This window comes from Ramlibacter sp. (genome assembly GCF_041916345.1).
Taxonomy (GTDB): domain Bacteria; phylum Pseudomonadota; class Gammaproteobacteria; order Burkholderiales; family Burkholderiaceae_C; genus Ramlibacter.
In genome coordinates this window covers 26,812-42,133 of the sequence record NZ_JAYRZR010000032.1, presented here as the reverse complement: position 1 = coordinate 42,133, position 15,322 = coordinate 26,812, and the positions used below count along the sequence as shown (strand labels likewise).

Sequence of the window (15,322 nt, the reverse complement as noted above, 5' to 3'; positions counted from 1 at the left end):
CGCACCGGCAGAACGTGGTGCACCGCGACATCAAGCCGGCCAACATCATGTACGAGCTCGACTCGGACACGGTCAAGGTCACCGACTTCGGCATTGCCCGCATCACCGACTCCAGCAAGACCAAGACAGGCCTGGTGCTGGGCACCCCCAGCTTCATGTCGCCCGAGCAGATCGCCGGCAAGAAGGTCGATGGCCGCTCCGACCTGTACTCGCTGGGCGTGATGCTGTTCCAGATGCTCACCGGTGTGCTGCCCTTCCGCGGCGACTCCATGGCGGAGCTGATGTACAAGATTGCCAACGAGGAAGCGCCCGACATCCGCATCATCCGCCGCGACCTGCCGGAGCGCCTGGCGCAGATCGTTGCCTTTTCGCTGCACAAGAAGCCCGAGTCCCGCTACCAGGACGGTGACCAGTTCGCCGCCGAGCTGCGCGCGGTGATGGAGGAGATGTCCGGCGGCGCGGCCCCGGCGGCCGCCGGCCGTCCGGCCGGCGCGACCGCGGCCATGCGCATCCCGGCGCCCGCCGCACCGGCCGCGCCCGCGGGCATGGACAAGACGGCAGCCTTCCAGTCGCAGCCCGCGGCCGAGAAGACGGCCGTGTTCACGCCCCCCGCGCCACCCCCGGCCCAGGCGCAACCACCGGCGTACATCGATTTCGCTGCCACGCAGCCCGCCGGCGTGCTGAGGCCTGTGGCGCCTGCGCACCAGACGGACTTCCCTGCTACGCAGCCCGCGAGCGCGGCCCGGCCGCCCGTGGCGGCAGCGCCTGGCTACGCCGCGACCGTCCCTTCGGGCCATCCGCAGTTCGCGCAGACGGCCCCTGCCGCGAAGGAGTTCGCGCAGACGGCCCCTGCGGCCCTGCAGCCGGGCTATGATGCAGGCCAGAACAAGAGCGGTGGCGGCGCGCCGCAGGGCGCGCAGTTCGACAAGACGGCTGTCATGAGCAAGCCCGAGGCGGGTGTCCCGCCCGCGGGCAACGGCCCCGCCGGACGCAAGCCCTGATCCGCGAACCATGAACTACGAGTTTTGCATCCGCACGGATCCAGGCCTGGCACGCGAGAACAACGAGGACTCGGTCGCGGTCGACGAAGTCACCCGGCTCGGCATCCTCGCCGACGGCATGGGCGGCTACAACGCGGGCGAGATCGCCAGCGGCATGGCCACCACCTTCATCAAGTCGGAGCTGGGGCGTTGGCTCACCCAGGCCGGCCGCCACGCCAACAGCCGCGAGGTCCGGCGCGCGATGGAGATCTGCGTCGACAACGCCAACCGCTCGATCTTCAACGCCGCCAATTCCAACCCGCAGTACAGCGGCATGGGCACGACCCTGGTGGTGGGTGTCTTCCAGGACGGCCGGCTGATGCTGGGGCACATCGGCGACTCGCGCTGCTACCGGCTGCGGGCGAACGTGCTGGAGCAGATCACCAAGGACCACTCCCTTCTGCAGGAGCAGATGGACGCCGGCCTGATCACCCCCGAGCAGGCCGCCGTGTCGACCAACAAGAACCTGGTCACGCGCGCACTCGGCGTCGAGGATGCGGTGCTGCTGGAGGTCAACGAGCACAAGGTGGAGCCCGGCGACCTCTATCTCATGTGCTCGGACGGCCTGTCCGACATGCTGGACGACGAGGCCATCGCGCGCATCGTGTCTGCGGAGGGACTTCTGGAGCAGAAGGCGGGGCAACTGATCGAGGCAGCGAATGCCAACGGCGGGCGGGACAACATCTCCGTCGTGCTGGCGCTGGCGAGCAGCGAGACCAAAAAACGCGGCCTGATTTCGCGTTTGCTGGGACAATAGCCTTTGGTTCTAGTAGTACGGTGTTGAAAACATAGACAGGAGTCGGACCATGCCGAAAATGATCGTCTCGATCGACGGTGTTGTCATCAAGGAAGTCCAGCTGACGAAAGACCGCACGTCCCTCGGACGGCGGCCCTACAACGACATCGTCATCGACAACCTTGCGGTCAGCGGCGAGCATGCGGTTTTGCAGCTCACGGGCACAGAGGTCTACCTGGAAGACCTCAACAGCACCAACGGGACCTACGTCAACGGCAAGGCCGTGAAGAAGCAGTTGTTGCAAAACAACGACACCATCGAGATCGGCAAGTACAAGATCAAGTTCATCCACGAGGCGCCCGGCGCCACGTTCGAGAAGACGATGATCATCAAGCCGGGCATGGTGCCGCCAGTCCCCAAGGCGGCGGCCCCCGCGCCTGGCGCGGCGCCCGCCCCGGCGGCGGCTGCGGATGCGGCCCACGTGAACGCCAGCATCAAGGTGCTGTCCGGCGCCGCGGCCGGCCGTGAGGTCCCGCTGGTCAAGGTCGTCACCACCATCGGCAAGCCCGGTGTGGCCGTGGCCGCCATCACCAAGCGCGCCAACGGCTTCGTCGTGGCGCACGTGGAGGGCTCGAACAAGCCGACCCTCAACGGCGCGGCCATCGGCCAGGAGCCGGTGACCCTGAAGAACGGGGACATGCTCGAGCTCGCGGGCACCCAGATGCAGTTCGTGCAGGCGGCCTGACGGCCGCCCGCCCGCCGCCAGCCCGTCAAGCCAAGGAGTCGGGGCCCATGGGCTTGCTTTCCAAACACTGGTCCCGCATCGCGATCAGCCTGGTTCCCCTGGTCTTCGCGTTGCTGCACGCCGTCGGCGTGCTTCCCATCGGCTTCCTGCAGCGCCTGGACGACATCATCTATGACGCCCGGCTGCGCACGTCGATGCCGAAGACGATGGACAACCGCATCGTCATCGTCGACATCGACGAGAAGAGCCTGGCCGAGGTCGGCCGCTGGCCCTGGAGCCGCAACCGGCTGGCGACGCTGGTCGACGAGTTGTTCGACCGTCACCAGATCGCCCTGCTGGGCTTCGACGTCGTCTTCGCCGAGCCGGACGAGAGCTCGGGCCTGAAGCGTCTGCGCGAGCTGGCCCAGGGCGACTTGCGCGATGCCGCGGGCTTCGCTGACCGCGTGGGCCAGCTGCAGGCCTCGCTCGACTACGACGCCATGTTCGCCCGCGCGCTGGAGAAGCGCCCGGTGGTCATGGGCTACTACTTCACCAGCGACCGCGAGGGCCGCACCAGCGGCGCCCTGCCGCGGCCGGTGATGGCGCGCGAGTCCCTGCTCGGGCGGCCGATCAGCTTCACCAGCTGGAACGGCTACGGCTCCAACATCGAGCAGATCGCCCGTGCCGCGCCGCTGGCCGGCTACTTCAACTCCATCACCGACACCGACGGCGTGGTGCGCTCCATCCCCTTGCTGGCCGAGTACAAGGGGGGCTACTACGAGTCCCTGTCGCTGGCCATGTTCCGCATGCTGGCCGGCCAGCCCGAGGTGGCGCCGGGCTTCCCGCGCGACCGCTTCGTCAGCCGCGGCTACACCGGCCTGGAAAGCGTGATCCTCAAGCAGGGCGAGAAATCGCTGGCGATCCCGGTGGATCACCGCGTCGCGGCCCTGGTGCCCTACCGGGGCTTCGGCGGCGTGGCCGGCGGTTCATTCCGCTACGTGTCGGCGGCCGACATCATCTCGCAGCGGGTGCCCGTGGGCACGCTGCGCGACAAGATCGTGCTGGTCGGCACCACCGCCCCCGGCCTGCTGGACCTGCGGGTCACCCCGGTCGGCGAGACCTACCCCGGCGTCGAGACGCACGCCAACGTCATCTCCGGCCTGATGGACGGCAAGCTGTTCGTGAAGCCGGACTACGCGGTGGGCTACGAGGTGGTGATCCTGCTGCTGAGCGGCCTGACCCTGGCGCTGGCGCTGCCGCTGCTGTCGGCCACCCGCGCGGTGCTGGTCAGCGTGGGCGTGGTCGCCGCCCTGGTGGCGCTGAACTTCTACCTGTTCTTCGGCCAGGGCCTGGTGCTGCCGCTGGCCTCCGCCCTGGTCATGGCAGGCCTCGCCTTCGCCCTGAACATGAGCTACGGCTACTTCGTGGAAAGCCGCAGCAAGCGCGAGCTCGCCCACCTGTTCGGCACCTATGTGCCGCCGGAACTGGTGGACGAGATGGTGAAGGACCCCGACAGCTACAGCATGCAGGCCACCAGCAAGGAGCTGACCGTCATGTTCTGCGACATGCGCGGCTTCACCAAGCTGTCCGAGAAGATGGAGCCCACGCAGCTGCAGCACCTGCTCAACGACGTGTTCAGCCGGCTCACCAACATCATCCGCGGCAACCGGGGCACCATCGACAAGTACATGGGCGACTGCGTCATGGCCTTCTGGGGGGCGCCGGTCGACACGCCCAACCATGCGCACCTGGCGGTCAAGTCGGCGATGGAGATGGCGGGCGCCGTCCGCAAGATGAACGAGGAGCACCGCGCCAAGGGCATTCCCGAGATCGGCGTGGGCATCGGCATCAACACCGGCCCCATGTGCGTGGGGGACATGGGCTCCGACATCCGCCGCAGCTACACCGTGATCGGCGACTCGGTGAACCTGGGGTCGCGCCTGGAGGGCCTGTCCAAGGTCTATGGCGTGGACATCGTGGTGAGCGAGACGGCCCGCAAGGCCGCGCCCGATTTCGCCTGGCAGGAACTTGACCGCGTGCGCGTGAAGGGCAAGGAGCAGGCAGTGGCCATCTACTGGCCGGTGGCGCCCGCCGAACGGGTGGACCAGGGTGTCCAGGACGAGCTCAAGACCTGGGCGGCCTTCCTGAAGGCCTACCGCGCGCAGCAGTGGGATCAGTGCGACACGTTGATGATCAACCTGCAGCGGATCAATGCAAAAAAATACCTTTACGAGATGTACTCCGAACGTGTAGCCTCAATGCGGTTGTTGCCGTTCGACCCGGCTTGGGACGGCGCCACCAATTTCGAGACCAAGTGACCAAGGGGCGCTGAATGAAGGTTCGCGTGCTGGGCTGTTCCGGAGCGATCGCGAAGGACTGTCGGACGACGTCCTTCCTGATCGACGGCGACATCCTGGTCGATGCCGGCACGGGTGTCGGTGACCTCACCCTCGACGAGATGCGGGCGGTGAAGTACGTGCTGCTCACCCACTCCCACATGGACCACGTCGCGGCCCTGCCGCTGATGGTGGACTCCATCGCCTCCATGCTGACCCAGCCGGTGCGGGTGCTGGCGCTGCCGGGCACCATCGCGGCGCTGAAGGCCCACATCTTCAACAACGTGATCTGGCCGGATTTCAGCCGCATCCCGACGCCGCAGGCGCCGTTCGTCAGCTTCCACGAGATCCAGGTCGGCCAGAGCTTCTCGGTCGGCGGCAAGAACATCGAAGTGCTGCCTGCCGTGCACACCGTGCCCGCCTGCGGCTACGCCATCACCTCCGGCTCGGGCTGCTGGGTGTTCACCGGCGACACCGAGCGCAACCCCGCCTTCTGGCGGCGCATCAACCAGCTCAACGTGGCGGCGCTGGTCATCGAGACGGCCTTCTCCAACCGCGAGAAAGATCTCGCCAAGCGCAGCCTGCACCTGTCGCCACATGCCCTGGCCGAGGAGCTGGACTGCATCGACAAGAGCAAGCGCTTCCCGATCTTCATCACGCACACCAAGCCCGCCGAGACTGAACTCATCATGACGGAGATCCAGCGGTTCGACCAGACGCAGCCGTTCGGCCCGAACGTGGTGCACGACATCCGGTGGCTCAGGGCCGGGCAGGAGTTCGAGCTATGAATGCAGTACTGAAGACCAAGGACACCGAGCAGGCCTTTCTCGACTCGCAGCAGCTGCCGCCGGACAAGCGCGGCATCTCCTTCGAGGCGCTGTTCTTCCGCCAGCTGCAGCAGGTCACGACCAAGATCCACGCGACCGAGAACGTCGACGAGATCATGCTCGAGTCCAGCCAGGACATCTGCAAGCTGTTCAACGCCGACCGCCTGACGCTGTACGCGGTGAACGAGGACCGCTCGGCCATCATCTCCAAGATCAAGACCGGCCTGAACACCGCGAAGGACCTGAAGCTGCCCATCAGCGCGCAGAGCATCGCCGGCTACGTGGCGATGTCCAAGCAGCTGGTCAACATCGCCGACGTCTACGACGACGACGCGCTCAAGCGCATCCACCCGAGCCTGCACTTCCTGAAGGAGGTGGACAAGCGATCGGGCTACCGCACCAAGCAGATGCTGGTGGTGCCCATCCTCGACGGCGACGTGCTGCACGGCGTCATCCAGGTCATCAACAACAAGAGCGACCAGCCCTTCGGCGACCTCGAGGTCGAAGGCGCCGCGCAGCTCTCCAAGACGCTGGCCACCGCCATCCGGCAACGGATGGAGAAGGCCAGTGAAGGCCAGCGCCGCAAGGCGACCAAGTACGACGGCCTGATCGCCGACGGCGTGCTCACCTACGACGAGCTGCAGAAGGCGGTGCAGAAGGCACGCGAGGAATCCAAGCCGGTCGAGCACGTGCTGATGGCGGATTTCTCCATCCGCCCGGCGCAGATCGGCCCCTCGCTGTCGAAGTTCTTCGGCGTGCCCTACGAGCCGTTCAACCCCAGCCGCCTGCGGGTCGAGACGCTGCAGGGCGCGCTCAAGCGCGAGTTCATCAATGAGCAGGGCTGGATCCCCGTCGAGGAGACGCCGGAGGGCCTGCTCATCATGTGCCTGGATCCGGAAGCGGTGCGCAACTCGCGCATCGTGCCGCAGATCTTTCCCAAGTCGAGCCGCTTCGCCTATCGCGTCACCACGCAGACGGAATTCGAGGAGACGGTGGCGCAGCTCTGGGGCGCCCCCGACCAGGGCCAGTCGGTCGAGGACATGCTGGCCGACCTCAATGCCCCGCTCGACGACGAAGGCGAAGGCGGCGGTGACGGCAGCGCGCTCGAGTCCGCCGCGGCCGACAACGAACTGGTGAAGTTCGTCAACAAGATCATCATCGACGCCTACAACCAGCGCTGCTCGGACATCCACATCGAGCCACTGCCCGGCAAGGCCAAGACCGGAATCCGCTTCCGCATCGACGGCGGCCTCGTGCCCTACGTGGAGGTGCCGGCGCACTTCCGCCAGGCGCTGGTCACGCGCCTGAAGATCATGTGCGACCTCGACATCTCCGAGCGCCGCAAGCCGCAGGACGGCAAGATCAAGTTCAAGAAGTACGGCCCGCTCGACATCGAGCTGCGGGTGGCCACCATTCCCTCGGCCGGTGGCGTCGAAGACGTCGTGATGCGTATCCTGGCCGCCGGCGAGCCGATTCCGCTCGACAAGCTGGGCCTCACCCCCCACAACAAGGAGCGGCTGGAGAAGACCGTCTCCAAGCCCTACGGCCTGTTCTACGTCTGCGGGCCCACCGGCTCCGGCAAGACGACCACGCTGCACTCGGTGCTGAAGTTCCTGAACACACCCGACACCAAGATCTGGACCGCCGAGGACCCGGTGGAAATCACGCAGAAGGGTCTGCGGCAGGTGCAGATCAACAAGAAGGCGGGCATCGACTTCGCGCTGGTCATGCGCGCCTTCCTGCGTGCCGACCCGGACATCATCATGGTCGGCGAGTCGCGCGACAAGGAAACGGTGTCCATGGGCGTGGAAGCCTCGCTCACCGGCCACCTGGTGTTCTCGACGCTGCACACCAACTCCGCGCCCGAGTCCATCACCCGTCTGCTCGACATGGGCATGGACCCCTTCAACTTCGCCGACGCGCTGCTGGGCATCCTGGCGCAGCGCCTGGCGAAGCGGCTGTGTGACTGCAAGGAGGCGTACTACCCCGAGCAGGAAGAGATCAAGACCTTCATCGCCGAGTACGTGGAAGACCTGCGCCATACGGCCCCCTGGAAGGCCGACTACGCCGGCGAGGCCCGCAAGCTCTACGAAGGCTGGGTCAAGCTCTACGGCGAGAACGGCCGCCTCAAGTTCTTCAAGGCCGCTGGCTGCGAGAAGTGCAACAAGACGGGCTACAAGGGCCGGGTCGGCCTGCATGAGCTGCTGATCGCCGACGACGAGGTCAAGAAGCTCATCCAGGAGCGCGCGCGAGTCGCCGAGATCTTCGTCTCCGCCGTGGCCAGCGGGATGCGCACCCTCAAGATGGACGGCATGGAAAAGATCATGCTGGGCCTGACGGACCTGAAGCAGGTTCGCTCCGTGTGCATCAAGTGACAGAAATTGTCAGCGCCTGAGCCCGGGATGTCAGGCCCAGCGCGGCTGTAGGCGCCAAAAGCCAACAAGTTCACGTCGCAAGGGCCTGGCACACCGATTGCTGTATCCTCTCGCTTCTTCATCAACCCCGGAGGTACCTATGAAGCGTCAACTGCAAAAGGGTTTCACCCTGATCGAACTGATGATCGTGGTCGCGATCATCGGCATTCTGGCTGCCGTGGCTCTGCCCGCGTACCAGGACTACACCAAGCGCGCGAAGATGTCGGAAGTGGTGCTCGCCGCCTCTGCCTGCCGCACGACCATCACCGAGGTCTACCAGTCCGGCTCGGGCACGCCCACGGCCAACGGCTGGGGCTGTGAGAACAGCAGCCAGACCAGCAAGTACGTGTCCAAGGTCCAGACGTCCGCTGCCGGTATCATCACCGTCACCGCCACCGGCTTCAACGACGCCGCGATCGACACCATGACCATCGACCTGGTGCCCTACCAGGACGCCACCACGGTCAAGGATCCCGGCACTGCCGGCCACATGGGCGCCCCGGTGTTCAAGTGGGTCTGCGGCCCGGGTGCCACGAACCCGATGCCCGCCAAGTTCCTGCCTGGCTCTTGCCGCGGTACCTGATACGCTCAGGCTTGCCAACGCGAAAGAGCGGCTTCGGCCGCTCTTTTTGCATCTGCGGACGAATGGAACCCCCTAGCCGATGGAAGAAGAAGCGCCTGAACTCACCGTCCTGATGCCTTGCCTGAACGAGGCCAGGACGGTCGGTCGTTGTGTGCAAGCGGCCATGGGCTTCTTCGAGCGCAGGGGCATCCGCGGTGAGGTGCTGGTCGCTGACAACGGCTCCACCGATTCGTCCCAGGCCATCGCCACGGCAGCCGGTGCCCGCGTGGTGCCTGTCGCCCAGCGGGGCTACGGCGCGGCGCTGCTGGGTGGCATCGCGGCGGCCCGCGGGCGCTACATCATCATGGGCGACGCGGACGACAGCTACGACTTCGCCTCGCTCGACGCCTTCGTGGCAACTCTCCGCAACGGCGCCGACCTGGTGATGGGCAACCGCTTCCGGGGCGGCATCGCCCCAGGGGCCATGCCCTTCCTGCATCGCTACCTCGGCAATCCCGTCCTCAGCTTCATCGGCCGCCTGTTCTTCAGGACGGCCATCCGTGACTTCCATTGCGGCATGCGCGGCTTCTCGCGCGATGCGATCCTGCGCCTCGGCCTGATCACCCCGGGCATGGAGTTCGCCAGTGAAATGGTGGCCAAGGCGGCGCTGGCCGGCCTGCGCATCGAGGAGGTCCCCACCACGCTGCGGCCCGACGGGCGCGGCCGGCCGCCCCACCTGAGAACCTGGCGCGACGGCTGGCGCCACCTGCGCTTCCTGCTGCTGTTCTGTCCGCGCTGGCTGTTCCTCTACCCCGGGATCGCGCTCGGCCTGCTGGGCGTCGGAGGCCTCCTGGCGGGCTACCTCGGTGCGCAGGCCGTGCCGTTCGGCATCCATTCGATGCTCTACCTCGGCGCCGCCACCATCATCGGCGTGCAACTGATCGTGTTCGCCCTGCTGACCAAGTGGCTGGCCGTGCTGGCCCGCTTTGTGCCGGAGCCTGCGTGGATGAGCCGCTGGAGCGGCTCGTTCAGCCTTGAAAAGGGCCTCATTGCCGGGGCGCTGCTGCTGCTGGCTGGGCTGGGCTGGTCGATCGGCCTCACCGTCGACTGGGGCCGTACCGGCTTCGGGCCGCTCAACCCGGTGGAAACCATGCGTTCCGTCATTCCTGCCGTCACGCTCATGGCGGTCGGCTCGCAGGTGGCCATGGCTTCCCTGTTCGCGGGTGCGTTGCTGTCCTCCTGGCGCTCGGCGCGTCCCGCGTGAAGGCGCCGCCCCGTCCCGCAGCGGAACTGGCCGCATTGTGCGCGGTCATCTGGCTGGCCATGGTGGCGGTGCCGGTCGGCCTGGGCGGCATCGGCCTGAGCTGGGACGCGCTGAATCACCACATCTATCTCGGCTGGGTCGCCAACCAGCCGCGCTTCGGGCACGATCTCTTCGCGGCCTCGTTCCAGTCCTACCAGTACCCCTACCTCTACTGGCCTGCCTACCAGCTCTTCATCCACGGATTCTCCGGTGTGGGGGCCGGCGTCGTGCTGGTCAGCCTCAACCTGATCCTGGTGCCGCCCCTGTGGATGGTGGCGCGCAGCTGCATCCCCGATGCGACGTGGATGGGCCTGGGCCTGCGCGCCGCGGCGGTTGTGCTGGCCTTCCTCGGGCAGGTCAGCCTGTCGCTGATCGACACCACCGCCAATGACGTGCTCGCGGCCGCCCCGCTGGTGTGGTCGGTGGCCCTGGCGCTGGCGGCCGCCGATTCCGCCACCACGCACCGCTGGCTGTCGCCCCGATGGGCGATCGCCCTGTCGGGCCTGTGCGCGGGCCTGTCCGTCGCCTTCAAGCTGAGCAACGGACCGCTGGCCCTGGCGCTGCCGCTGCTCTGGGTGCGCGCAGGCTCGTCCTGGCGCGAGCGGGCGCGGGCCATCGTCTCCGCTGGCCTGTGGTCGATCGCGGGCTTCATCCTGGCGTACGGCTATTGGGGGGCGCTGCTGTGGAAGGCGTTCGGGAACCCGGTGTTTCCGTTCCTCCACCCCTCGTTCGAGCCGCTGCGCGCACTGACGGGCTGGCACCGATGATCCGATTCATCCCGGACACCTGGCGCGACGCGCTGCTGCGGCCGATCGCGATGGCCGCGCCGGATGGCGGCGTGTATGTCGAGACGATCGCCCCCGACTTCCGCTTCGTATTCATCCTCGCCCTGGCCGCGGCCTGGGTGCTGCTGCGCGTCGGCCGTGCTTTGCCCCAGCGGCGCCAGACCCTCGCGCTGCTCGCGTTCATCGCGCTCACCTTCGCCCCCTGGCTGCTGACCAGCGGCAACGGTCGCTACTTCCTGGCGGCGCTGTTCCTGGCCGGGCCGCTGTGCATCGGCCTGCTGCACCACCTGCCTATCCCCGGCCGCATCAAGATCACGCTCGCGAGCCTCATGATCGGCCTGCAGGTTTTCCTCATCCACGAGAACGAACCCTGGCGGTCCTGGGGCCTGGTGCCGTGGACGGCGCCGCCGGCATTCGATGTCGACATCCCGGAGGACCTCCGCACCCGACCGGGCACCTATCTCACGGTGAGCGGGATCTCCTACTCGCTGATCGCGCCTCGCTTCCATCCGGATTCACGCTGGATCAGCCTCGCCAGCCAGCCGGGCGGCCCGCCGGACAACGTGCTCGGGCACATGACGCGTGACTTCCTGGCGGCATCCCCGCGCATCGAGCTGCTGTTTCCTTCGCTGCCCGGCCAGGGCGTCAAGGAGCTCGTTCCGCCCGCCGAGCTCGTGGACGCGCTGGACCTCAACCTGGGCGGGCATGGCCTGGCCGTCGCCACCGGGCAGCCGTGCCGGTTCCTCCGCTCCACGGGGCTCACGGCCATGGGCTCGCGCCTGGGCGCGCAGGAAGCCCGGGAGGTGCCCGAGCAGCGCGGGTTCTGGCTCTGCCCGCTGCAACGCGTGGCCGCCAAGGACCGCGCCAGCCAGCCCAAGCCCGACCCCCGTGTCGAGGCGGTGTTCAACCGGCTCGAGCAGACCTGCCCGCGCCTGTTTCCGCCGGGCCAGGCCACCACCAACCTGCTGACGATGGGCGCGCGGCGCTTCTACGTGACCTCGGACATGCGCGTGTACGTGCTCAACGACGGGCGCGTCCTGTACAAGTACCTGCGCGCGCTCAACGCCGTCGACGTCGGAACGAGCGAGCAGGTCCTGGCCCCTGACTTCCGCATGGATTGCCACAACATCCGCGGACGCACCGGACTGCCCTGGGAGCGCGGCATCTAGCGGCCGCCAGTTCAGCGGCGCCGCCGGGCAAGGCGAGTCCGCCATGCCGGCGCGCCGGCTGCGGCAGCCAGCAGGCCCGCCACCCCGCTGGCCCCCAGCCAGGCCAGCTGCGCCGCGGGCGGCCATGAAGGCTGCAGACACCAGGCCGCCGGCACCATGACCAGCGCTGCCGCCGCGGCCGGCCCGGCCACGTCCGCGGCATACCAGGCCCACTTCTCGGCCGGCAGCAGGCGCCGATGCATGAAATGGATGCCGACGAGGAAGTAGCCCGCGTTGAGCGCGAGCCAGAGCCACGCCGCGCCCAGCGCGGCGTGATGCGGCACCACCCACAGCAGTGCCGGGACGTACAGCGCGACAGCGATGAGGTTGACCCGCACGGCGAACTGCGACCAGCCATGCGCGAGCTGCAGGTTGTAGGGCAGGCTCATGAAGCCGTTGAAGAGCGAGCCGGCCGCCAGGAAGGCCAGCATCGGCGCCACCGCGCCCGCCAGCGCCGCATCGCCCGTCCACAGGCGCAGCCCGGCTTCGCCGAACAGGATCAGCAGGAACGCCGCCGGGGTGATCAGCACGGTGACCAGCTGCGCTCCTTCGTGGTAGGTCCGCACCTCACCCGCGGCGTCGGCCTGCGCGACCAGCTGCGACAGCCTCGGGTAGTAGGCCTGCGAGATGGGCAGCACGAGTTGCTGCAGCGCACTCGCCAGGTAGGCCGCCAGGGCGTAGTGCCCGAAGGCGCCGAGGTCCAGCTGCCGCGACAGGATGACCTTGTCGAGCTGGGTGAGCAGCAGACCCAGCAGGGTCGTCACGGCCACACCCGCCGCGAATGGCCCCATGCCCTTGAGTGCCGCTGGCGAAGCGCGCGCCGGCCGCGGCGCCGCTGGCAGGTGGCGATACAGCAAGGCCGCGAACACCACCACACCCAGCACGGACGCGAGCGCCTGCCAGGCGAAGAAAAGGCCCACCGTCGGCGGCGCCGCCAGCAGGACGAGGGCCGCGCCGCCCCAGCGGAAGGTGGCCAGCGCGGCGCTGGCCGCGCTGGCGGCCACCTGTCGCTGCAGGCCCTGGACGGCGCCGTGGTACACGCCCTCCAGCAGCCGGCAGCCGACGATGAAGGCCATCAGGTACAGGCCCGTGCGCACCTCGTCGATCGCCAGCGCGCCGGGCCGCAGCCAGGACTCGCTGAGCCAGGGGGCGGCAGACGCGAGCAGGATCATGGCGACCGATGCCAGCGCCGCGCACAGCACCTCGACGCTGCGAACGACATCGCGTATCGCGGCGGGATCGCTCAGGCCGGCCTGGTGCCGCGCCATCTCGCGGTTGAGTGCCAGCGCGAGGCCGACGTCCAGCAGCGTGAGCCAGGCCTGGATGGCGGCGAACACGCCGATCAGGCCATAGGCCTCGATCCCGAGCAGCCGGATGTACAGCGGCACGAACGCCACGCTCATCAGGGCCACCCAGCCCTGACCGAGGCCGTTGGCGACGACGTTGCGATGCAGCGACAAGGTGTTGGCGGCTCCAGGTCCGGGGCAGCGGTTATTCTCCCCGCCCAGCAGGTCCCGAGAATACCCCCGGCCCGGGGGCAGGGCCGCGCCGCACGGAGCCAGAGTGACCCAGCAGGAGCCAGCCGGACGGGGCAAGCCCCGTGTCGTGATCGGCATACCCACCTACAACCGCAGCGCACGCCTTCGCCGCTGCATCGACAGCGCGCTGGCGCAGACGTATCCCGAGCTGGAGATCATCGTCAGCGACAACGCCTCGCCCGACGACACCGAGGCCGTCTGCAGGGCCTATGCCGCCCGCGACGCGCGACTCACCTATCACCGGCAGCCGGAGAACGTCGGCGCCACGCGCAACTTCCTGTCCGTGTTCGCGCGCGCGGATGCGCCGCTCTACATGTGGCTCGCCGACGACGACTGGATCGCGCCCGACTACGTCGAGCGCTGCGTGGCCCTGCTCGAGGCCGACCCGGACGCGGTGCTGGCAGGTGGCCTGGCCACCTACGATGGCAGCACCGCGGCGCCCGGCGGCAACGTCGTCGACTGCCGGTCGGCGAGCCCGCTGATGCGCGTCCTCGGCTACTACCGGCAGGTCGACGACAACGCCATCTTCTACGGCGTGCTGCGGCACGAGGTGGCCGCGCGCGCGGATGTGTGCAACGTGATCGGCGGCGACTGGCTCTATGTGGCGGCGCTGGCCTTCCATGGCCACGTGCGCACGGATCCCGCGGCCCGCATCCACCGCGAGCGCGGCGGGCAGTCGGTGAACAAGCGGCACCTCGCCGCGGCGCTCGGGCAGCCGGCCTGGATGGGCCGGGTGCCGGTGACGTTCTCGCTCTGCTTCAACGCGACCGCCGACGTCCTGGGCAACCGGGGCTATGCGAGCGCACCGGCCGGCTGGCGCTGGCTGCTCGCCGTGCTGCTGCCTTTCTGGATCGTGGCCTTCAAGCCGGGGCAGGAGATCGCCCGGCGCTGGCGGGCCCGCCGAGCCCGCGGCTGACGTGCCGGGCCGCGCCGTCTTCCGTGGACAATGGGCGGGTGGCCGCTGTTGCGGCACCGAGCCGAAACGGAGTTCCCATTGGACGATGACGTCTTGACCCCAGAGCAGGTCGCTGCCTTCCAGGAGCAGGGTGTGCTGATCGTGCCCGGCTTCTACGACCTGCAGGCGGACATCGCCCCCATCCAGCGGGGCATCCACGATGTCATCGGGCAGGTCATGCGTCGCCATGGCCTGCCGGATACACGGCCGGCGTTCGAGCCGGCGCGCTTCGACGAGGGCTACCAGGCCCTGATCGCGGCCAACCGCGCACTCGGTGGCGAGGTCTACGACGCGGTGAAGCAGATCCCGGCGTTCGTCCGGCTGGTGGCGCATCCGGCCCACGAGCGCATCCTCCGCCAGCTGCGCCCGGGCGCCGTGGCGGGCGTCGCCGGCGGCGGCTACGGCATCCGGATCGACAACCCCCACGAGGACCGGTACCGGGCCATGTGGCACCAGGAGTACCCGGCCCAGCTGCGCAGCCTCGACGGGCTGGTCTTCTGGTCGCCCCTGGTGCCGGTCACGCCCGAACTCGGGCCGGTCGCCTTCTGTGTCGGCTCGCACCGTGAAGGCCCGGTGCCCGTGCGCCTGGCGGACCCGGAGGGCGCGGGCCGCTCGGGTGCCTACGCGCTCATGCTGGACCGCGAGGCCGAGCGCCTGGCGCGCTACACGCACATCGCGCCGCTCACCGCGCCGGGTGACCTCGTCATCATCGACTTCCTGGTGCTGCATGCCTCGGGGCACAACCGGGGTTCGCGCTCGCGCTGGAGCATGCAGTTCCGCTACTTCAACTTCGCCGAGCCCACGGGGCGGTCGCACGGCTGGAAGGGCTCCTACGCGGCGGGCGTCGACTTCCGGCAGGTGCACCCCGAACTGTTCGTCTCCTGAGGCCGGCGC

General features: G+C 68.3%; 13 protein-coding genes. 12 read left to right on the top strand and 1 reads right to left on the bottom strand.

Features of this window, described 5'->3' with window-relative positions:
• From ACE3T5_RS10680 to ACE3T5_RS10635, 10 genes are all read left to right on the top strand, one after another.
• Positions 1-1,001 (top strand): protein kinase (locus ACE3T5_RS10680; protein WP_374667355.1); only part of this gene is annotated, 1,001 nt, incomplete at its 5' end.
• A gap of 10 nt (positions 1,002-1,011) precedes the next feature.
• Positions 1,012-1,797 (top strand): Stp1/IreP family PP2C-type Ser/Thr phosphatase, encoded by a 786-nt coding sequence (locus tag ACE3T5_RS10675; protein WP_374667352.1) that lies wholly within the window; start codon positions 1,012-1,014, stop codon positions 1,795-1,797.
• Positions 1,798-1,846: 49 nt separating this feature from the next.
• Positions 1,847-2,521, top strand: a complete 675-nt coding sequence (locus ACE3T5_RS10670; RefSeq protein WP_374667350.1) for an FHA domain-containing protein — start codon at positions 1,847-1,849, stop codon at positions 2,519-2,521.
• Positions 2,522-2,568: 47 nt separating this feature from the next.
• Positions 2,569-4,818 (top strand): CHASE2 domain-containing protein, encoded by a 2,250-nt coding sequence (locus tag ACE3T5_RS10665; protein ID WP_374667348.1) that lies wholly within the window; start codon positions 2,569-2,571, stop codon positions 4,816-4,818.
• A 14-nt stretch (positions 4,819-4,832) separates the two neighbouring features.
• Positions 4,833-5,624, top strand: a complete 792-nt coding sequence (locus ACE3T5_RS10660; RefSeq protein WP_374667346.1) for a 3',5'-cyclic-nucleotide phosphodiesterase — start codon at positions 4,833-4,835, stop codon at positions 5,622-5,624.
• Positions 5,621-8,038 carry a GspE/PulE family protein gene (locus ACE3T5_RS10655; RefSeq protein ID WP_374667344.1) on the top strand — a complete coding sequence of 806 codons (2,418 nt, stop codon included), beginning with the start codon at positions 5,621-5,623 and terminating at the stop codon, positions 8,036-8,038. The genes ACE3T5_RS10660 and ACE3T5_RS10655 overlap by 4 nt, the downstream gene beginning before the upstream one ends.
• A 139-nt stretch (positions 8,039-8,177) precedes the next feature.
• Positions 8,178-8,660 carry a pilin gene (locus ACE3T5_RS10650; protein WP_374667342.1) on the top strand — a complete coding sequence of 161 codons (483 nt, stop codon included), beginning with the start codon at positions 8,178-8,180 and terminating at the stop codon, positions 8,658-8,660.
• A 79-nt stretch (positions 8,661-8,739) separates the two neighbouring features.
• Positions 8,740-9,903 (top strand): glycosyltransferase family 2 protein, encoded by a 1,164-nt coding sequence (locus tag ACE3T5_RS10645; RefSeq protein ID WP_374667340.1) that lies wholly within the window; start codon positions 8,740-8,742, stop codon positions 9,901-9,903.
• Positions 9,900-10,709: a hypothetical protein gene (locus tag ACE3T5_RS10640; protein ID WP_374667338.1), complete on the top strand. Its 810-nt coding sequence runs from the start codon at positions 9,900-9,902 to the stop codon at positions 10,707-10,709. The genes ACE3T5_RS10645 and ACE3T5_RS10640 overlap by 4 nt, the downstream gene beginning before the upstream one ends.
• Positions 10,706-11,896: a hypothetical protein gene (locus ACE3T5_RS10635; protein WP_374667336.1), complete on the top strand. Its 1,191-nt coding sequence runs from the start codon at positions 10,706-10,708 to the stop codon at positions 11,894-11,896. Before ACE3T5_RS10640 ends, ACE3T5_RS10635 begins: the two co-directional genes overlap by 4 nt.
• A gap of 11 nt (positions 11,897-11,907) precedes the next feature.
• On the opposite strand, the gene ACE3T5_RS10630 is transcribed toward ACE3T5_RS10635, so the two are convergent.
• A complete protein-coding gene (locus ACE3T5_RS10630) occupies positions 11,908-13,395 on the bottom strand; it encodes an oligosaccharide flippase family protein (RefSeq protein ID WP_374667334.1) in 1,488 nt (495 codons plus the stop codon).
• 145 nt (positions 13,396-13,540) lie between these two features.
• On the opposite strand from ACE3T5_RS10630, the gene ACE3T5_RS10625 reads away from it, so the two are divergent.
• Positions 13,541-14,389, top strand: a complete 849-nt coding sequence (locus tag ACE3T5_RS10625; RefSeq protein ID WP_374667332.1) for a glycosyltransferase family 2 protein — start codon at positions 13,541-13,543, stop codon at positions 14,387-14,389.
• Positions 14,390-14,482: 93 nt separating this feature from the next.
• Positions 14,483-15,313: a phytanoyl-CoA dioxygenase family protein gene (locus tag ACE3T5_RS10620; protein WP_374667330.1), complete on the top strand. Its 831-nt coding sequence runs from the start codon at positions 14,483-14,485 to the stop codon at positions 15,311-15,313.
• Positions 15,314-15,322: the final 9 nt, after the last annotated feature.